Annotated in this window: 15 protein-coding genes; 6 read left to right on the top strand and 9 right to left on the bottom strand. The window is 62.9% G+C overall.

Features of this window, described 5'->3' with window-relative positions; genetic code table 11:
* Positions 1-3: 3 nt before the first annotated feature.
* The 5 genes from prmA to C5F53_RS14595 form a co-directional block, all read right to left on the bottom strand.
* Positions 4-882, bottom strand: coding sequence for a 50S ribosomal protein L11 methyltransferase (gene prmA, locus C5F53_RS14615; RefSeq protein WP_105262116.1), 879 nt, complete (start codon positions 880-882; stop codon positions 4-6).
* Positions 883-890: 8 nt separating this feature from the next.
* Complete coding sequence (gene accC / locus C5F53_RS14610) at positions 891-2240, bottom strand: acetyl-CoA carboxylase biotin carboxylase subunit (RefSeq protein ID WP_105262115.1); 1350 nt, start codon at positions 2238-2240, stop codon at positions 891-893.
* A 12-nt stretch (positions 2241-2252) separates the two neighbouring features.
* Positions 2253-2711: an acetyl-CoA carboxylase biotin carboxyl carrier protein gene (accB, locus tag C5F53_RS14605; RefSeq protein ID WP_105262114.1), complete on the bottom strand. Its 459-nt coding sequence runs from the start codon at positions 2709-2711 to the stop codon at positions 2253-2255.
* 172 nt (positions 2712-2883) lie between these two features.
* Complete coding sequence (locus C5F53_RS14600; protein WP_105262113.1) at positions 2884-3450, bottom strand: TlpA disulfide reductase family protein; 567 nt, start codon at positions 3448-3450, stop codon at positions 2884-2886.
* Positions 3443-4039 carry a hypothetical protein gene (locus C5F53_RS14595; RefSeq protein WP_105262112.1) on the bottom strand — a complete coding sequence of 199 codons (597 nt, stop codon included), beginning with the start codon at positions 4037-4039 and terminating at the stop codon, positions 3443-3445. The genes C5F53_RS14600 and C5F53_RS14595 overlap by 8 nt, the downstream gene beginning before the upstream one ends.
* 144 nt (positions 4040-4183) lie before the next feature.
* On the opposite strand from C5F53_RS14595, the gene mpl reads away from it, so the two are divergent.
* On the top strand, positions 4184-5656 hold the full coding sequence (mpl, locus tag C5F53_RS14590) for a UDP-N-acetylmuramate:L-alanyl-gamma-D-glutamyl-meso-diaminopimelate ligase (RefSeq protein ID WP_105262111.1): 1473 nt from the start codon (positions 4184-4186) through the stop codon (positions 5654-5656).
* A gap of 148 nt (positions 5657-5804) precedes the next feature.
* A complete protein-coding gene (locus tag C5F53_RS14585) occupies positions 5805-6293 on the top strand; it encodes a hypothetical protein (protein ID WP_105262110.1) in 489 nt (162 codons plus the stop codon).
* A 9-nt stretch (positions 6294-6302) separates the two neighbouring features.
* Here C5F53_RS14585 and C5F53_RS14580 read toward each other — a convergent pair whose 3' ends face one another.
* From C5F53_RS14580 to rodA, 4 genes are all read right to left on the bottom strand, one after another.
* Positions 6303-7433, bottom strand: a complete 1131-nt coding sequence (locus C5F53_RS14580; protein WP_105262109.1) for a 3-deoxy-7-phosphoheptulonate synthase — start codon at positions 7431-7433, stop codon at positions 6303-6305.
* 217 nt (positions 7434-7650) lie between these two features.
* On the bottom strand, positions 7651-9111 hold the full coding sequence (gene tldD / locus C5F53_RS14575) for a metalloprotease TldD (RefSeq protein WP_105262108.1): 1461 nt from the start codon (positions 9109-9111) through the stop codon (positions 7651-7653).
* On the bottom strand, positions 9108-9992 hold the full coding sequence (locus C5F53_RS14570) for an NAD(P)-dependent oxidoreductase (RefSeq protein ID WP_105262107.1): 885 nt from the start codon (positions 9990-9992) through the stop codon (positions 9108-9110). The genes tldD and C5F53_RS14570 overlap by 4 nt, the downstream gene beginning before the upstream one ends.
* Before the next feature lies 1 nt (position 9993).
* Positions 9994-11148, bottom strand: a complete 1155-nt coding sequence (rodA, locus tag C5F53_RS14565) for a rod shape-determining protein RodA (protein WP_105262106.1) — start codon at positions 11146-11148, stop codon at positions 9994-9996.
* 35 nt (positions 11149-11183) lie between these two features.
* Between rodA and C5F53_RS14560 the strand changes: the two genes are divergently transcribed.
* From C5F53_RS14560 to mtgA, 4 genes are read left to right on the top strand one after another with little or no spacing between them, the layout of a single operon-like run.
* Positions 11184-11777 carry a YqiA/YcfP family alpha/beta fold hydrolase gene (locus C5F53_RS14560; protein ID WP_105262105.1) on the top strand — a complete coding sequence of 198 codons (594 nt, stop codon included), beginning with the start codon at positions 11184-11186 and terminating at the stop codon, positions 11775-11777.
* Between the two features lie 48 nt (positions 11778-11825).
* Positions 11826-13889: a ribonuclease catalytic domain-containing protein gene (locus C5F53_RS14555; protein WP_105262104.1), complete on the top strand. Its 2064-nt coding sequence runs from the start codon at positions 11826-11828 to the stop codon at positions 13887-13889.
* Positions 13886-14746: an energy transducer TonB gene (locus C5F53_RS14550; protein ID WP_370446735.1), complete on the top strand. Its 861-nt coding sequence runs from the start codon at positions 13886-13888 to the stop codon at positions 14744-14746. The genes C5F53_RS14555 and C5F53_RS14550 overlap by 4 nt, the downstream gene beginning before the upstream one ends.
* Positions 14743-15459 carry a monofunctional biosynthetic peptidoglycan transglycosylase gene (gene mtgA, locus C5F53_RS14545; protein ID WP_105262103.1) on the top strand — a complete coding sequence of 239 codons (717 nt, stop codon included), beginning with the start codon at positions 14743-14745 and terminating at the stop codon, positions 15457-15459. The genes C5F53_RS14550 and mtgA overlap by 4 nt, the downstream gene beginning before the upstream one ends.
* The last annotated feature ends 4 nt before the right edge of the window (positions 15460-15463 follow it).

Here is a 15463-nt window from a genome sequence, read left to right as displayed (position 1 = left end):
CCGTCAGAGGGTGGCAGTCATCAGAATCCAGCCGTCTTCTTCGTCTGCCACCGACAGCGTGCAATAGGGGACATAGGCGGCAATCAACTCGTCGGCCTGCCGGGCCAGAATGCCCGCCAACACCAAATGCCCGCCCGCTTTCACATGCGCGCACAACAGCGGCGCCAGCACCTTGAGCGGCGTGGCGAGGATGTTGGCCAGCACCAGGGCATACACCCCCTCCGCCTTGTCGGGCAAGCCGGCCAACAGCTGCACGGCATTGGCATCGGCGTTCAGCACCGTGGACTGCACGGCTGCTTCATCAATATCCACCGCCACCACGTGCTTGGCACCAAACTTGGCCGCACCAATGGCCAAGATACCGGAGCCACAACCGTAGTCCAACACCTCGGACTGGTTCGGGTGGCCCGCGACCCAGCGCAGGCACATACGTGTAGTTGGATGGGTCCCGGTCCCAAAGGCCAAGCCCGGGTCCAGGCGAATGACCTGTTTGGCTTGCGCCGGAGGCTCATGCCAGGTGGGAACAATCCAGAACTCGGGCGTGATTTCCACGGGCACGAACTGCGACTGCGTCAAACGCACCCAATCCTGGTCTGCCACGGCAGCAATGCCCAGCACTTGGCAACCCGCAAAAAAGTCTTGTGCTTGCAACAGACGCGCGGCATCGTCGGCCAGCGCCTGGTCGGCAAACAGGGCAATCACGCGGGAACGCTGCCAACCGTCTTTGGGCGGCGGCATGCCGGGTTCGCCAAACAGGGCTTGCTCGGCATCGGTCTGGGCGTCCGCATCTTCCACGCTCACGCTCAGGGCGTCCAACGCGTCCAGCGCATCGCTCAGGCTTTCGACCCGGTCTTCGGGACACATCAAACGCAATTCAAACATGCCAGCCTTTACCGTTTGTGCTGTTCCAGCCAGTGTTCCAGGTAGTGGATGTTGGTTCCACCGTCCATGAACTTGGCGTCCACCATCAACTCGCGGTGCAGCGGGATGTTGGTGTTGATACCTTCCACCACCGTCTCGGCCAGCGCCGTGCGCATGCGGGCCATGGCCTGCTCGCGGGTGTCACCGTGCACAATGATTTTGCCAATCATGGAGTCGTAGTTGGGCGGCACAAAGTAGTTGGTGTAGACGTGTGAATCCACACGCACACCGGGGCCACCGGGCGCATGCCACATGGTCACACGGCCGGGCGACGGGATGAACTTGTAGGGGTCCTCGGCGTTCACACGGCACTCGATGGCGTGGCCACGCACCTCGATCTGGCGCTGGGTGAACGGCAGTTTCTCACCGGCAGCCACCATGATCTGGGTTTTGACAATGTCAATGCCCGTCACCATTTCGGTCACCGGGTGCTCCACCTGCACGCGGGTGTTCATTTCAATAAAGTAGAACTCACCGTCTTCATAGAGGAACTCGAAGGTACCGGCGCCGCGGTAACCAATCTTCTTGCAAGCCGCGACACAGCGCTCGCCAATACGCTCGATCAGCTTACGGTTGATGCCAGGCGCAGGGGATTCTTCCAACACCTTCTGGTGGCGGCGCTGCATGGAGCAGTCGCGTTCACCCAGGTAAACCGCATTCTTGTGTTTGTCTGCGAGGATCTGGATTTCAATGTGGCGTGGGTTCTGGAGAAACTTCTCCATATACACCGCCGGGTTGCCAAAGGCAGCTCCAGCTTCGGCCTTGGTCATGGCCACGGCGTTCACCAGCGCAGCTTCGGTGTGGACCACGCGCATGCCGCGCCCACCACCGCCGCCAGCCGCCTTGATGATGACAGGATAACCAACCGACTTGGCCATGCGTTTGATCAGTACGGGATCGTCCGGCAATTCGCCTTCAGAGCCTGGCACACAAGGCACACCGGCGCGGATCATGGCCTGCTTGGCCGAGACCTTGTCGCCCATGATGCGGATCGACTCAGGGGTAGGGCCGATAAACTGGAAACCGCTTTTCTCGACGCGCTCGGCAAAGTCGGCGTTTTCGCTCAAAAAGCCGTAGCCGGGGTGGATGGCCTCGGCATCCGTCACCTCGGCGGCCGAGATGATGGCCGGCATGTTGAGGTAACTCTGGGCCGACGGCGCGGGGCCGATGCACACCGCCTCTTCGGCCAGCTTGACGTATTTGGCTTCGCGGTCCGCCTCGGAATAGACCATGACGGCCTTGATACCCAGCTCGCGACAGGCGCGCTGGATACGCAAGGCAATCTCGCCACGGTTGGCGACCAGGATTTTCTTGAACATGGATGCGTGTGCTTATTCGATGGTGAACAAAGGCTGGCCGTATTCGACAGCCTGTCCGTTTTCACACAGGATTTGGGTCACGGTGCCCGACTTGTCGGCTTCGATCTCGTTGAGGATCTTCATGGCCTCAATGATGCAAATCGTCTCGCCCTGCTTGATAGTGTCGCCAATTTCCACGAAAGGCTTGGCACCGGGAGCAGACGACCGGTAGAACGTTCCGACCATAGGGGATTTCACGGCGTGGCCAGCGGGCACTTCCACCACAGGTGCAGCCACGGCGGCTGGCGCAGCTGCTGGTGCGGCAGGTGCATTCACGGGAGGGGCGGCGTACACAGGCTGTGCATAGCCTTGAACCACCGCACCACCGCCCTTGACGATACGCACCTTGCCTTCGGCTTCGGTGATTTCGAGTTCCGACACATTGGAATCCGAGACCAGGTCAATCAGGGTTTTGAGTTTGCGTAAATCCATGGAATCTCCAACAACCGACATTTGTGAAGCGGCGAATTTACCGCAAAAATGCCGGCATCTGCCGATAATTTTATTGATCTCTGGATAAATGAGGTCATTTCTGGCCATTTACCCCAGACGAAGGGTGGCTGCAAGCACCACCGGGGACGACACACCCACTAGGGTGAGCGCTCTATTTTAGCCCAGCCCAAGCCTGCAGGTCGGCGGGCAGCACGCGCCCCATTTTTCGCTGCTGTACCACCCCGTCACCCGACAGGACCACCGTGAACGGCAGACCACCGGTCAGATTGCCGAGGCTGCGCCCCAAGTCGGCGCCCGCCATACCTGCCAACGCCACCGGAAAATCCAGCGGCATACGCTGCAAAAAAGCCTGCACCGGCGCCTTCTTGTCGATAGCCAATGCCAACACTTGCCAACCGTTAGACCGATTTTCGCGGTAAAACTGATTGATCAGCGGCAACTCCTCCACACAGGGCGGACACCATGTGGCCCAAAAGTTGATCAGCAGCGGGCGCCCTTGAAAACCCTGTAATACCACCGGCGCGCCCTCGGGCGACTCCCAACGCTGGGCCCAAAATCCGGGCACTGGCTCCGCCACAGACGGACCAGCACCTTTCCAAACCGCAACGCCTGCACCTGCCAGGGCAGCACCAGCGGCCAGCCCCCTGAGCAACCAACGGCGCGAATGGGCGGCGGACGCCGATTCGGCCTGATCGGGGAGATGAGACGACTCAGTCATGGGCGGCATCCTGCAACAAACGGCGCAGCGCAGCGGCATCACCACGCGGACGGCGCCCGCGCGCATCGGGCTGGAGGGCGCCGCGCACATCGTCCAGGTCATACACCAACAGGTGCACACCAACCTGCTCGTTCAGCGGGCGGCACAGGGCATGCACACTCAGGGCATCCACCATCTCGCCATGCAAGCCCGGCACCGACCGGGCCTCAAAACGCACGCCACCATCAATCAGCGCAATTTCGGCCGATTTGGGGTCATCACAAAACAACTGCAGGTAAATGTCGGATCGGCGCGTGGCCGTGCCATGCCAGACCGCCCCGCCTACATGCGGGCGAAACGGGGCCAGGCGCTCCATCCACTCCAACGCCAGCTGGCGCAGGGCCTGCAGCTCCTGTGGCTGGGTGTCCGCACAAAACAGGGCGATGTACTCCTGCACCGCGGCTTCCAGCTGGTCGTTGTCTGGCAGGGCCGCACGCGCCGACACGCCCAACTGCTTGGCCGCACGGCGTTTGGCGGAGCCGTATTCCAGCCCCTCTTCCACCACCATGCGGGCGGCGGTGGCGGCGATTTCTTCTTTCAGGTCGTCCATAGCGCCATGGTACCGCGCCCCCTGTGACCCCGGTGCCGCACCGGGATTGCTTCAGTTTTGATAGCTGCTTGCGCAGATTACACGGGGGCTAGAGGCATAAAAGGCTTAAAAATTCCGCACCCCATAGGCACGTAAAATAAGCCCATGCATATTCATATTCTTGGTATTTGTGGCACCTTCATGGGCGGTTTGGCCGCCCTGGCCCGCGAGGCCGGCCACCGCGTCACGGGCTGCGACGCCGGTGTTTACCCCCCCATGAGCGACCAGCTGCGCGCCCTGGGCATTGAACTGATTGAAGGCTTTGGCGCCGACCAGATGGCGTTAAACCCCGACATGTTTGTCATCGGCAACGTGGTGAGCCGCGCCCACCTGGCCGACGGCACGCCCAAGTTCCCACTGATGGAAGCGATTCTGGACGCCGGCGCCCCCTACACCAGCGGCCCGCAGTGGTTGGCCGAGAATGTGCTGCAGGGTCGCCACGTGCTGGCTGTGGCTGGCACCCATGGCAAAACCACCACCACCGCCATGCTGACATGGATCTTGGAAAGCGCAGGCCTGCAACCCGGCTTCCTGGTTGGCGGCGTGCCCATGAACTTCGGCATCTCCGCGCGCTTGGGAGGCGGGACGGCACCGTCTTCTGCTCCGTGTCCCCCGCCCGCTTTGCGGGCTCCTCCTTTACCTACGCAGAACCCGGTGCCGTCCCATCTCCCCGTTTTTGTGATTGAAGCGGACGAATACGACACCGCCTTCTTCGACAAACGCAGCAAGTTTGTGCACTACCACCCGCGCACAGCCGTGCTCAACAACCTGGAATTCGACCACGCCGACATCTTTGACGATCTGGCCGCGATCGAACGCCAGTTCCACCACCTGGTGCGCACCGTACCCAGCACCGGGCGTGTGGTGGTGAATGGCCTGGAAGAAAGCCTGACCCGCGTGTTGCACCAGGGCTGCTGGAGCGAAGTGCGCAGCTTTGGCGCCGCCGTGAGCGACTTCACCGCCGTGGGCGAACCGCATGACTTTGCGGTGCACTACCAGGACCAACCAGTGGCCCATGTGCAGTGGGGCCTGGGCGGGGTGCACAACCAACTCAACGCACTGGCCGCAATCGCCGCGGCCGACCACGTGGGCGTGAGCCCGGCCATAGCGGCACAAGCACTGGCCAGCTTTGAAAACGTCAAGCGCCGCATGGAAGTGCGCGGCCAGGTCAGCCTGCGCAGCGGCGGCGCGCCCGTCACCGTATACGACGACTTTGCCCACCACCCCACCGCCATCCACACCACAGTCAACGGCCTGCGCCGCAAGGTCGGCGCGGCCCGCATCCTCGCCGTGTTCGAACCCCGCTCCAACACCATGAAGCTGGGCGCCATGAAAGCGCAGCTGCCCTGGAGCCTGGAAGAAACCGACTTGGCCTTTTGCCACAGCGGAGGCCTGGGCTGGGACGCAGCGGATGCGATGGCGCACATGGGCCCACGCGCCGTGGTGTCCGACTCCATTGACGACCTGGTCCGCCAGGTGGTGGCACAGGCCCGCCCGGGCGACCACATCCTCTGCATGAGCAATGGCGGCTTTGGCGGCATCCACGCCAAGCTGCTGAATTTGCTACAAAAACAGTAGCTACTTGCGCAGGCAGGACGGGGAAATTTCGCCATTTTGTCGATGAATTTCCGGGAATACCCTGAGCATGGACTGCGGAGATGCACTAAAAAAGAATGCCCGTGCCCGCTAAGATGCACTGACGAGTTAGCCGCCTTCACTGCATACCATGTCCCCAGTAGCCAAGCCCAAGAAGCGCAGCACCAGCCAGATCAAGACCTCGCAGTTCACACCCCATGGCGTGGTGGACATCTGGATGGAAGGCAGTCTGATGCACTACGAAGCGACTGGTCCGTTCAACACCGAGCTGGTGGACTGCCTGGCCATTGCCCAGCGTGACTACTTGCTGGCCACCCGGCCACAAGGGGCCTGGGTCAGTGTGTGCACCGTGGTGGGCAATGCCATGAGCAGCCCGGACGGTATTGCGCGTTATGCCGCCATCATGGCCGCGCCCAAGCCCGACAACATGATCCCCGTGGCTACGGCCTTTGTAATGGCGCCGGATGTGGAGGGTGGCAGCATCATGGCGCCGCAGTTCACCAAGATTTACGCCGACATTGGCCGCCCGTTCCAGATTTTTGAAACCATGGCGGCCGCCCAGGTATGGGCTGACGCCATGCTTGAACAAGCCCGCACGGCCCCAACCGCGCCGACCTGACCCCGCCGCTTATTTCAGCGCGCGGCGCGCCTGCACGGCCGCCGACAAGACCTCCAGCGACTCCATCGAATCGTCCCAGCCCAGGCAGGCGTCGGTAATGCTCTTGCCGTACTCCAGCTTGGTGGAGTCGTCTTTGCCAGGGGTGAACTTCTGGGCCCCGGCATTCAGGTGGCTTTCCACCATCACCCCAAACACACTCGTCGATCCGCCGCGAATCTGACCGGCGATGTCCTTGGCGACTTCCAGTTGTTTCTCATGCTGCTTGCTGCTGTTGGCGTGGCTGCAGTCCACCATCAGGGTCTGGGGCAGCTTGGCCTTGGCCAGGTCGGCGCAGGCGGCGGCCACGTTGGCGGCGTCGTAGTTGGGCGTCTTGCCACCGCGCAGGATGACGTGGCAGTCCGGGTTGCCATTGGTTTGCACAATCGCCACCTGGCCGTTTTTGTGCACCGACAGGAAGTGGTGCCCGCCAGCTGCGGCCTGGATGGCGTCAGTCGCGATCTTGATGTTGCCGTCGGTGCCGTTCTTGAAACCGATGGGGGCCGAGATACCGGAGGCCAGCTCGCGGTGCACCTGGCTCTCCGTCGTGCGCGCACCAATCGCGCCCCAGGAGATCAGGTCGCCCAGGTACTGGGGAGAAATCACGTCCAGGAACTCGCTGCCGGCGGGCAGGCCCAGGCGGTTGATTTCGATCAGCAGCTGGCGCGCAATGCGCAGGCCTTCGTCGATACGGAAGCTCTCGTCCAGGTAGGGGTCGTTGATCAGGCCCTTCCAGCCCACGGTAGTGCGGGGTTTTTCGAAGTACACGCGCATCACGATCTCCAGCGTGTCTTTGTACTTCTCGCGCTCAACCTTGAGGCGGCGCGCATAGTCCAGCGCGGCAGCCGGATCGTGGATGGAGCAGGGCCCGATGATGACCAGCAGGCGATCATCCTTGCCGGCCATGATGTTCTGGATGGCAGCGCGGGTGTCGGTGATCAGGGTCTCCACCGCGCTGCCGCGGATGGGGAAAAAGCGGATGAGGTGCTCAGGAGGTGGCAACACGGTGATGTCCTTGATGCGTTCGTCGTCGGTCTTGCTGGTGCGGTCGGCGGGATGGGATTGGCCGTACCAGTCACCGGTGGCCGTAGCGTGTGCATTCATGGGTCGCTCCTGAGGTCAAAGTTAAAGAGAAAAAGGCATAAAAAAACCGCCGGGGGTGCCGGCGGTTTTTGGGGAGATTCAGGACGTTTTTTTTGGGTACGTTCAGATCTCTCGACCGCCGGATGCGCGTGAGAACCAAAAGTAGCTAAAAAAGAAACGTGCTGAATGCATGGCTTCAATGTAGCACAGGTTGAAAACAGCGGGCTGACTGCCCGGTTCAGGCCGTGCCGCCCACGGTCAGGCCGTCAATGCGCAAGGTGGGCTGGCCCACACCCACGGGCACGCTTTGGCCCTCTTTGCCACAGGTGCCGACGCCGCTGTCCAGCTTCATGTCGTTGCCGATGAGGGAGACGCGTTTGAGGCACTCCGGGCCGCTGCCCACAATGGTGGCGCCCTTCACGGGGTACTGGATCTTGCCGTTTTCCACCCAATAGGCTTCCGAGGCCGAGAACACGAACTTGCCACTGGTGATGTCCACCTGACCACCGCCGAAGTTGACCGCATACAAGCCCTTCTTGATGCTCTTGACGATTTCCTGCGGGTCCTTGTCGCCACCTAGCATGTAGGTGTTGGTCATGCGGGGCATGGGCACGTGGGCGTAGCTTTCACGCCGGCCGTTGCCGGTCGGCGCCACGCCCATCAGGCGCGCGTTCATGCTGTCCTGGATGTAGCCCTTCAGGATGCCGTCTTCGATCAGCACATTGCGTTGGCTGGCATTGCCCTCGTCGTCCACGTTGAGCGAACCGCGGCGGTCGGCAATGGTGCCGTCATCGAGCACGGTCACGCCCTTGGCGGCGACGCGCTGGCCAATGCGGCCGCTGAAGGCGCTGCTGCCCTTGCGGTTGAAGTCACCCTCCAGCCCGTGGCCAATGGCCTCGTGCAGCAGGATGCCGGGCCAGCCAGAACCCAGCACCACGGTCATCTCGCCGGCCGGTGCAGGGCGTGCGTCCAGGTTGGTCAGCGCGGCGTGCACGGCCTGGTTCACATACTCTTCAATCTGCGCGTCGGTGAAATAGGCCAGGCCAAAACGGCCGCCACCGCCGCTGGAGCCGACTTCGCGCCGCCCCTTTTGCTCGGCAATCACGGTGACCGACAGGCGCACCAGTGGGCGCACATCGGCGGCAATGGTGCCGTCGGCGCGCGCCACCATCACCACGTCGTATTCGCTGGCCAGGCCGGCCATCACCTGGATGACGCGCGGGTCTTTGGCGCGGGCCAGCTTTTCCACCTTGCCCAGCAGTTCCACCTTGGTAGTGCTGTCCAGCGTGGAGATCGGGTCCACGCCGGCGTAGAGCTTGCGGCTGCTGGCGATTTTGGTGCTGGGGGTTTTGGTCCGCTTGGACTGGGCCGCGCTGGAGATGGTGCGCACGGTGCGTGCGGCGTCTAGCAGGCTGGCTTCGGAAATGTCGTCGGAGTAGGCGAAGGCGGTTTTCTCGCCGCTCACGGCGCGCACGCCCACGCCCTGGTCAATGCTGAAGGAACCCGTCTTCACAATGCCCTCTTCCAGGCTCCAGCCCTCGGAGCGCGTGTACTGGAAGTAGAGGTCTGCCTCATCCACCTGGTGCGCCTTGATTTCGTTCAGGGCACGGGTGAGATGGCTCTCATCCAGCCCAAACGGGGTCAGCAGCAGGGACTTGGCCGTGGCCAGGCGTTCAATGGTGGGTTCGCGAGAGATCATTCGGCCATTTTAGGCCGCTGCAGGAATGCCAGCAGGGCGCCGTCATCCAGCCCTTCCAGCCCTGCGGCTACTGCGGCGGCAAACACCGCACTGGCGTGGGCGCCCAGTGGCCCGGCAAAACCCGCGTGGGCTGCGGCCTCTTGCGCCAGGCGTGTGTCCTTGGCCAGCAGCGTCATGTGCGCACGCGGCGCCAGGTCTCCCGCAATCGCGCGGCGCATGCGGTCGCTGCCAATCCAGCTCTGGCCGCTAGACTGCTCCACCACGTCCAGCGTGCGGTTCAGGTCCAGGCCCAAACGGCTGGCCAGCGCCATCACCTCGGCTGCGCCCACCAGGTTGATGCCGGCCAGCAGGTTGTTGACGAGTTTGGTGCGCGCACCGTCGCCCACACGCTGGCTGATGCGAAACACCTTGCCCGAGAGCGCATCCAGCAACGGCTGCACACGCGCCACCACGGCGTCTTCGCCCGCCACCATCAGGCTCATGCTGCCGTCGCGTGCCCGCGCCGGGCCGCCGGACATGGGGGCGTCGATGGAGTGGATGCCGCGCTCGGCCAATTGGGCGGCAATGGATTCCACATCTTGTGGGGCGATGGTGGGGCACAGCAGCACCACATGGCCAGCGGGCAGGTGTGGGGCCAGCCCCTGGGGGCCGAAGAGTACGTCGCGGGTCTGTGCAGCATCCACCACACAGACGATGATTGCTACAGATTCAGTAGCTGCTTGCGCAATATCCACGGGGGCTATAGCACCAAAAGGCACCAAATCCTGCACCTTGGCAGTGTCCACATCGTGCACCCACGGCGCCCAGCGCAGTGCGCACAGGCGCTGCGCCATGGCGCCGCCCATATTGCCCACACCGATGATGCCAATCTTGCAGGTCATATCAAGATTGGACCAAGCGCTTGGAGTTGGCAATCGACATCAAAATTCCCAGCGCCAGCCCCAGCGTCACCATGGCGGTGCCGCCATAACTGATGAAAGGTAGCGGCACACCCACCACGGGCAGGATGCCACTGACCATGCCCATGTTCACAAAGGCGTAGGTGAAGAAGATCATGGTCACGGCCCCGGCCAGCAGGCGCGAGAACAGCGTGGGCGCCTCCAGCGCAATGGCCAAGCCCCGCAAAATCAGGAAGACAAAAGCGGCCAGCAGGCACAGGTTGCCGATCAGGCCAAACTCTTCCGAGAAGGCCGCAAAAATAAAGTCCGTGGTGCGCTCGGGAATGAACTCCAGATGGGTCTGTGTACCCTTCATGAAGCCCATACCGGTGATGCCACCGGAGCCAATGGCGATCATGCCCTGGATGATGTGAAAGCCCTTGCCCAGCGGGTCGCGCGTGGGGTCCAGCAGGGTGCAGATGCGTTGCTGCTGGTAGTCGTGCAACACGGCCCAGCGCATGCCGTCGGCGCACAGCTTGGGCTCAAACACCACCAACAGGACAATGCCCACCAACGCGATCGCCACCGGCGGAATCACCAGTTTCCAGCTCATGCCGGCAAAAAAGATCACTGCCAGCCCCGCCGCCAGCACCAGCAGCGAGGTGCCCAGGTCCGGCTGGCGCATGATCAGCCCCACGGGCAGCAGCAGCAGCAGGCCCGCCACCACAAAGTCCAACGGGCGCAGCTGGCCCTCGCGCTTCTGAAACCACCAGGCCAACATCAGCGGCATGGCGATCTTGAGAATCTCGCTGGGCTGGATCACGATGCCCACGTTCACCCAGCGCCGCGCACCCTTTTTGGTGATGCCAAACACCGCCACCGCCACCAGCAGCGCCACGCCCACCAGGTACAGCGGAACGGCCACCGCCATCAGGCGCTGCGGCGGCACCTGGGCCACCACAAACATGATGGTGGCAGCAATCAGCATGTTGCGGCCATGGTCCTCAAACCGCGTGCCATGGTCGTACCCCGACGAATACATGGTGAGCATGCCGGCGCAGGCCAGCATAAAGACCGCAAACGCCAGCGGCCCGTCGAAACCCGCAAACCAGGGCGCAATGCGCTGGCGCAGGGAGACTTTTCCAAATTGGTAAGACATAGGGGTCGAATTATCCCGCCAACTATCATGGCCCCATGGCTTCTCCCCCAACCACCCACCTGCTTTACTTGCACGGTTTCCGCTCCTCGCCCCAGTCCACCAAGGCGCGCACCCTGGCCGCCCACATGGCGGCCCACCACCCCCAGGTGCACTGGTGGTGCCCACAGCTGCCGCCCTCGCCCCGGGCCGCCATGGACATGTTGCTGAAGGGCATATCCCAATGGCCGCGGCAGACCATGGCTGCCGTGGGCTCCTCCTTGGGCGGTTTTTATGCCACCGGTGTGGCCGAACACACGGGCTGCCGAGCCGTGCTGGTCAACCCCGCGGTGGACCCGGCGCGGGACCTGGCCAAGTACATCGGTGAGCAAACCAGCTGGCACGACCCCGAGGAGCGCTTTTTCTTCCAACCCGAGTACGTGGACGAGCTGCGCGCCCTGGCCTGCGGCCCGCTGGCCCACCCGGAACGGTATTTGGCCTTTATCGCCAAGGGCGACGAGGTGCTGGACTGGCGCGAAATGCATGGGCGCTATGCCAGCAGCCCCCAGGTACTGCTGGAGGGCGGCGACCACGCGCTGAGCGACTTTGACACCCACCTGCCCCGGTTTCTGGGCTTTTTGGGAGTGGCCTGAAACGAGCCTCCCGAGCCGGTCGCAATTTGCAGGGACAATCTACCCCCTATGTTTGTACTGTTTGAAGAAGCCGGAAAGTTCATGGCCGGTCGTGTGCTGTCGGAGGCGGAAGCCTCTGCACAGGTGGAGCTGGATTCCGGCAAACGCGTCAAGGTCAAGGGCGCCAACATCCTGATCAAGTTCGAGAAACCCGCCCCGGCGGAGCTGATGGCGGCCGCCCAGGCCCAGGCCGAAGCCATCGAACTGGACATGGCCTATGAATTTGCACCCGAGACGGAATTCGGCTTTGCCGACTTGGCCAAAGACTATTTCTCGGCCAACGCTACCTTGACCGAGCAGGCCGGCATGTTGTTCAAGCTGTTCGACACGCCGCACTACTTCCGTCGCGCGGGCAAGGGCCGCTTCAAGAAGGCGCCGGCCGACATCATTGCACAGGCCTTGGCCGCGATTGAGAAAAAACGCGTGATCGCAGAGCAGATCGCCCAGTGGGCGACCGACCTGGGCGCGGGCACCTGCCCCGAGCCGATCAAAGAGCAGCTTTACAAAATTCTGTTCAAGCCCGACAAAAACGCACCCGAATACAAGGCGGTGGTCGAGGCCAGCCGCGCCACATACACCGCGCCGCTGGAACTGCTGCAAAAGGCCGGTGCAATCGCCTCGCCCTACCAGTTCCACTGGAAACGCTTTTTGCTGGAGAACTTCCCCAAAGGCACCGGCTTCCCGGCCATCACCGCGCCCGCCATTGCGGACGAGCTGCCCTTGGCGCCGGTGCAGGCCTATTCCATCGACGATTCGCAAACCACCGAGATTGACGACGCGCTGAGCCTGCAGGGTCTGGGCAGCGGCACGGTCACCATCGGCATCCACATCGCCGCGCCCGGACTGGCCGTGCAGCCCGGCAGCCCCATCGACATGCTGGGCCGCGCACGCCTGTCTACCGTCTACATGCCGGGCTACAAGGTCACCATGCTGCCCGACGACGTGGTGCAGACCTACACGCTGCAGGAAGGGCGCGACTGCCCGGCCCTGTCGCTGTATGTGACACTGGACGAGGCCACGCTGGAGATCAAGGCCAGCGAGACGAAACTGGAACGTGTGCCAATTGCACACAACCTGCGCCACGACCAGCTCGACGCCGTGGTCACCGAACCCTGGCTGCTGGACCCCGCGTTTGAGCATCAAATGACGCCCCAGCCCTTGCCAGCATTGCGCGAGCAGCTATCATTTTTATACCGCTTGGCGCGCGACCTGAAAGCCAAGCGCGAGGTGGTGCGCGGTAAACCCGAGACTTTCAACCGGCCGGACTACAACTTCCGCCTGGTGCGTGAGGCCGGTGCACAAGGTACCGAACCGCAAGGCCACGAAGAAGTGCAAATCAGCATCCGCCAACGCGGCGCGCCGCTGGACCTGATCGTGGCCGAGGCCATGATTTTGGCCAACAGCACCTGGGGCAACCTGATGGCCGAGATGGGCGTGCCCGCCATCTACCGCAGCCAGGCCAGCCTGGCACCCGGCGTGAAGGTGCGCATGGGCACCAAAGCGCTGCCGCACGCGGGCATTGGGGTCAAGAGTTACGCCTGGGCCACCTCGCCGCTGCGCCGCTACACCGACTTGGTGAACCAGTGGCAAATCATGGCCTGCGCACGCCACGGCAAGACCGCGGCACTGGTCGCACCGTTCAAGCCCAAAGACGCCGAGCTGTTCGCCATCATCTCGGCCTTTGACACGGCCTACAGCGCCTACAACGGCTACCAGGGCGCCATGGAGCGCTTCTGGACCATGCGCTATGTGCAGCAGCACGGCATCACCGAGTTGGTGGCCACGGTGTTCAAGGAAAACATGGTGCGCGCCGACGACATTCCGCTGGTGCTGCCCGTGATGGGCGCGCAAGGCCTGCCGCGCAACGCCAAGGTGCGTATCAAGCTGGGTGAGATGGACCTGATCACGCTGGACGTGCACGGCACGGTGGTGGAGCGCCTGGATGCCCCGGCCGAAACCCCGAACACCGAAGTGGACGAGAGCGAAGACGAAGACGATGTGGCCGGCCCGATTGCGATTGCCGTGGATGTGAACGAAGCGCCCGAGGGCGGCAGCGATAATTCCGCCTCGTGAAGCTGCACAACATCACCACCCTCCAATGGGCGCTGGGCGCCTCCCTCGCGGTCCACGCGGTGCTGCTGACCGTGCGTTTTGTCGACCCCGAGTCCTTCAACCGCGTGTTCGAAGACACGCCGCTGGAAGTGATTCTGGTCAACGCCAAGAGCAACGAGAAGCCCGACAAGGCCACGGCCATTGCGCAAGCCTCGCTGGCCGGGGGTGGGGATGCCGACAAAGGCCGCGCCAGCAGCCCCCTGCCACCGTCCTTGCTGACCGATGTAGGGGATGCGCTGGAAGAAGAAACAGCGCGCAAGTTGCAAACCCTGCAGGAGCAGCAGAACCTGCTGCTGGCCCAGGTGAAGAACCAACTGGCCGCCCTGCCCCCGCCCGACCCCAGCCAGGCCGCCAACAAGGCCGAGCAAGCCGAGCGCGAAGAGAAGCGCCGCCAGCTCATCAAGCTGCTGGCCGAGATTGAGCGGCGCATCAACATGGAAAACGCGCGGCCCAAGAAGCGCTACATCAGCCCCGCAGTGCGTGAGGAGGTGTACGCGGTGTATTACGACGGCCTGCGCCGTGCGATTGAAGACCGGGGCACTGAGAACTTTCCGCAAAGCGGTGGCAAAAAGCTGTACGGCGAATTGACCATGATCGTCACGGTGAACCATGACGGCCGCGTGATCGACACCGATGTGGTGCAAAGCTCCGGCAACACCGTACTGGACAAGCGCGCCGAAGCCATTGCCCGCACCGCCGGCCCCTTTGGCACCTTCAGCGCGGCCATGCGCCGCCAGGCAGACCAGATTCTGGTGGTCTCACGTTTCAAATTCACCCGCGAAGAGACCCTGGAAGCCAAGGTTTCCGCCTCGCAATGAAGAGCCTGTGGCGTTGGATTTGGCTGTGTGTGCTGGCCCTGCTGGCGCTGCAGCTGTACTTTGTCGGCCGTATCGCCGCCATGGCCGTGGTAGCGCCGCAAAGCACGGCGTTTGAACGCTCCGAGGCCTGGCGTGTGGTCACTGAAAAAGGTGAACTGCGTTGGCGCCAGCAGTGGGTGGACTACGCGCAAATCTCCGACCACCTCAAACGCGCGGTGATCGCCTCGGAAGACGACGGTTTCAGCCAGCACGACGGCGTGGACTGGGAAGCATTGGAAAATGCCTGGGCCAAAAACGCCAAGGCGGAGCAGCGCGCCGAGCAGAAGAAGACCACCAAACCGCCCAAAATTGTGGGTGGCTCCACCATCACGCAGCAGTTGGCCAAGAACCTGTTTTTGTCCGGCGAGCGCACGCTGATGCGCAAGGGACAGGAGTTTGTGCTGACGCTGCTGCTGGAGCAGTTGCTGAGCAAGCGGCGCATTCTGGAGATTTACCTCAACAGCGTGGAGTGGGGGGAAGGTGTGTTTGGCGCCGAAGCCGCCGCCCAGCACTATTTCCGCAAACCCGCCAGCAAGCTCAGCGCGTACGAGGCCGCGCGTCTGGCCGTGATGTTGCCGCGACCCAAGTACTTTGAGAAGGTACCCAACTCGGGTTACCTGGCCAACCGCGCGGGGACGATTGTGGCGCGCATGTCGGACGCGCAGCTGCCCTAGATTT

It is taken from the genome of Rhodoferax sp. TS-BS-61-7, assembly GCF_002943465.1.
Lineage (GTDB): Bacteria > Pseudomonadota > Gammaproteobacteria > Burkholderiales > Burkholderiaceae_C > Allorhodoferax.
The sequence above is the reverse complement of the archived record's forward strand: the minus strand, read 5'-3'. Positions and strand labels throughout refer to the sequence as shown.

Bases quoted from the DNA above. Each gene is read 5' to 3' on its own strand.
- accC (WP_105262115.1), bottom strand. From the start codon at position 2,240: ATGTTCAAGAAAATCCTGGTCGCCAACCGTGGCGAGATTGCCTTGCGT.
- C5F53_RS14585 (WP_105262110.1), top strand. From the start codon at position 5,805: ATGTCCCCAGTAGCCAAGCCCAAGAAGCGCAGCACCAGCCAGATCAAG.
- C5F53_RS14600 (WP_105262113.1), bottom strand. From the start codon at position 3,450: ATGACTGAGTCGTCTCATCTCCCCGATCAGGCCGAATCGGCGTCCGCC.
- mpl (WP_105262111.1), top strand. From the start codon at position 4,184: ATGCATATTCATATTCTTGGTATTTGTGGCACCTTCATGGGCGGTTTG.
- rodA (WP_105262106.1), bottom strand. From the start codon at position 11,148: ATGTCTTACCAATTTGGAAAAGTCTCCCTGCGCCAGCGCATTGCGCCC.
- tldD (WP_105262108.1), bottom strand. From the start codon at position 9,111: ATGATCTCTCGCGAACCCACCATTGAACGCCTGGCCACGGCCAAGTCC.
- C5F53_RS14560 (WP_105262105.1), top strand. From the start codon at position 11,184: ATGGCTTCTCCCCCAACCACCCACCTGCTTTACTTGCACGGTTTCCGC.
- mtgA (WP_105262103.1), top strand. From the start codon at position 14,743: ATGAAGAGCCTGTGGCGTTGGATTTGGCTGTGTGTGCTGGCCCTGCTG.
- C5F53_RS14595 (WP_105262112.1), bottom strand. From the start codon at position 4,039: ATGGACGACCTGAAAGAAGAAATCGCCGCCACCGCCGCCCGCATGGTG.
- accB (WP_105262114.1), bottom strand. From the start codon at position 2,711: ATGGATTTACGCAAACTCAAAACCCTGATTGACCTGGTCTCGGATTCC.
- C5F53_RS14580 (WP_105262109.1), bottom strand. From the start codon at position 7,433: ATGAATGCACACGCTACGGCCACCGGTGACTGGTACGGCCAATCCCAT.
- prmA (WP_105262116.1), bottom strand. From the start codon at position 882: ATGTTTGAATTGCGTTTGATGTGTCCCGAAGACCGGGTCGAAAGCCTG.
- C5F53_RS14555 (WP_105262104.1), top strand. From the start codon at position 11,826: ATGTTTGTACTGTTTGAAGAAGCCGGAAAGTTCATGGCCGGTCGTGTG.
- C5F53_RS14570 (WP_105262107.1), bottom strand. From the start codon at position 9,992: ATGACCTGCAAGATTGGCATCATCGGTGTGGGCAATATGGGCGGCGCC.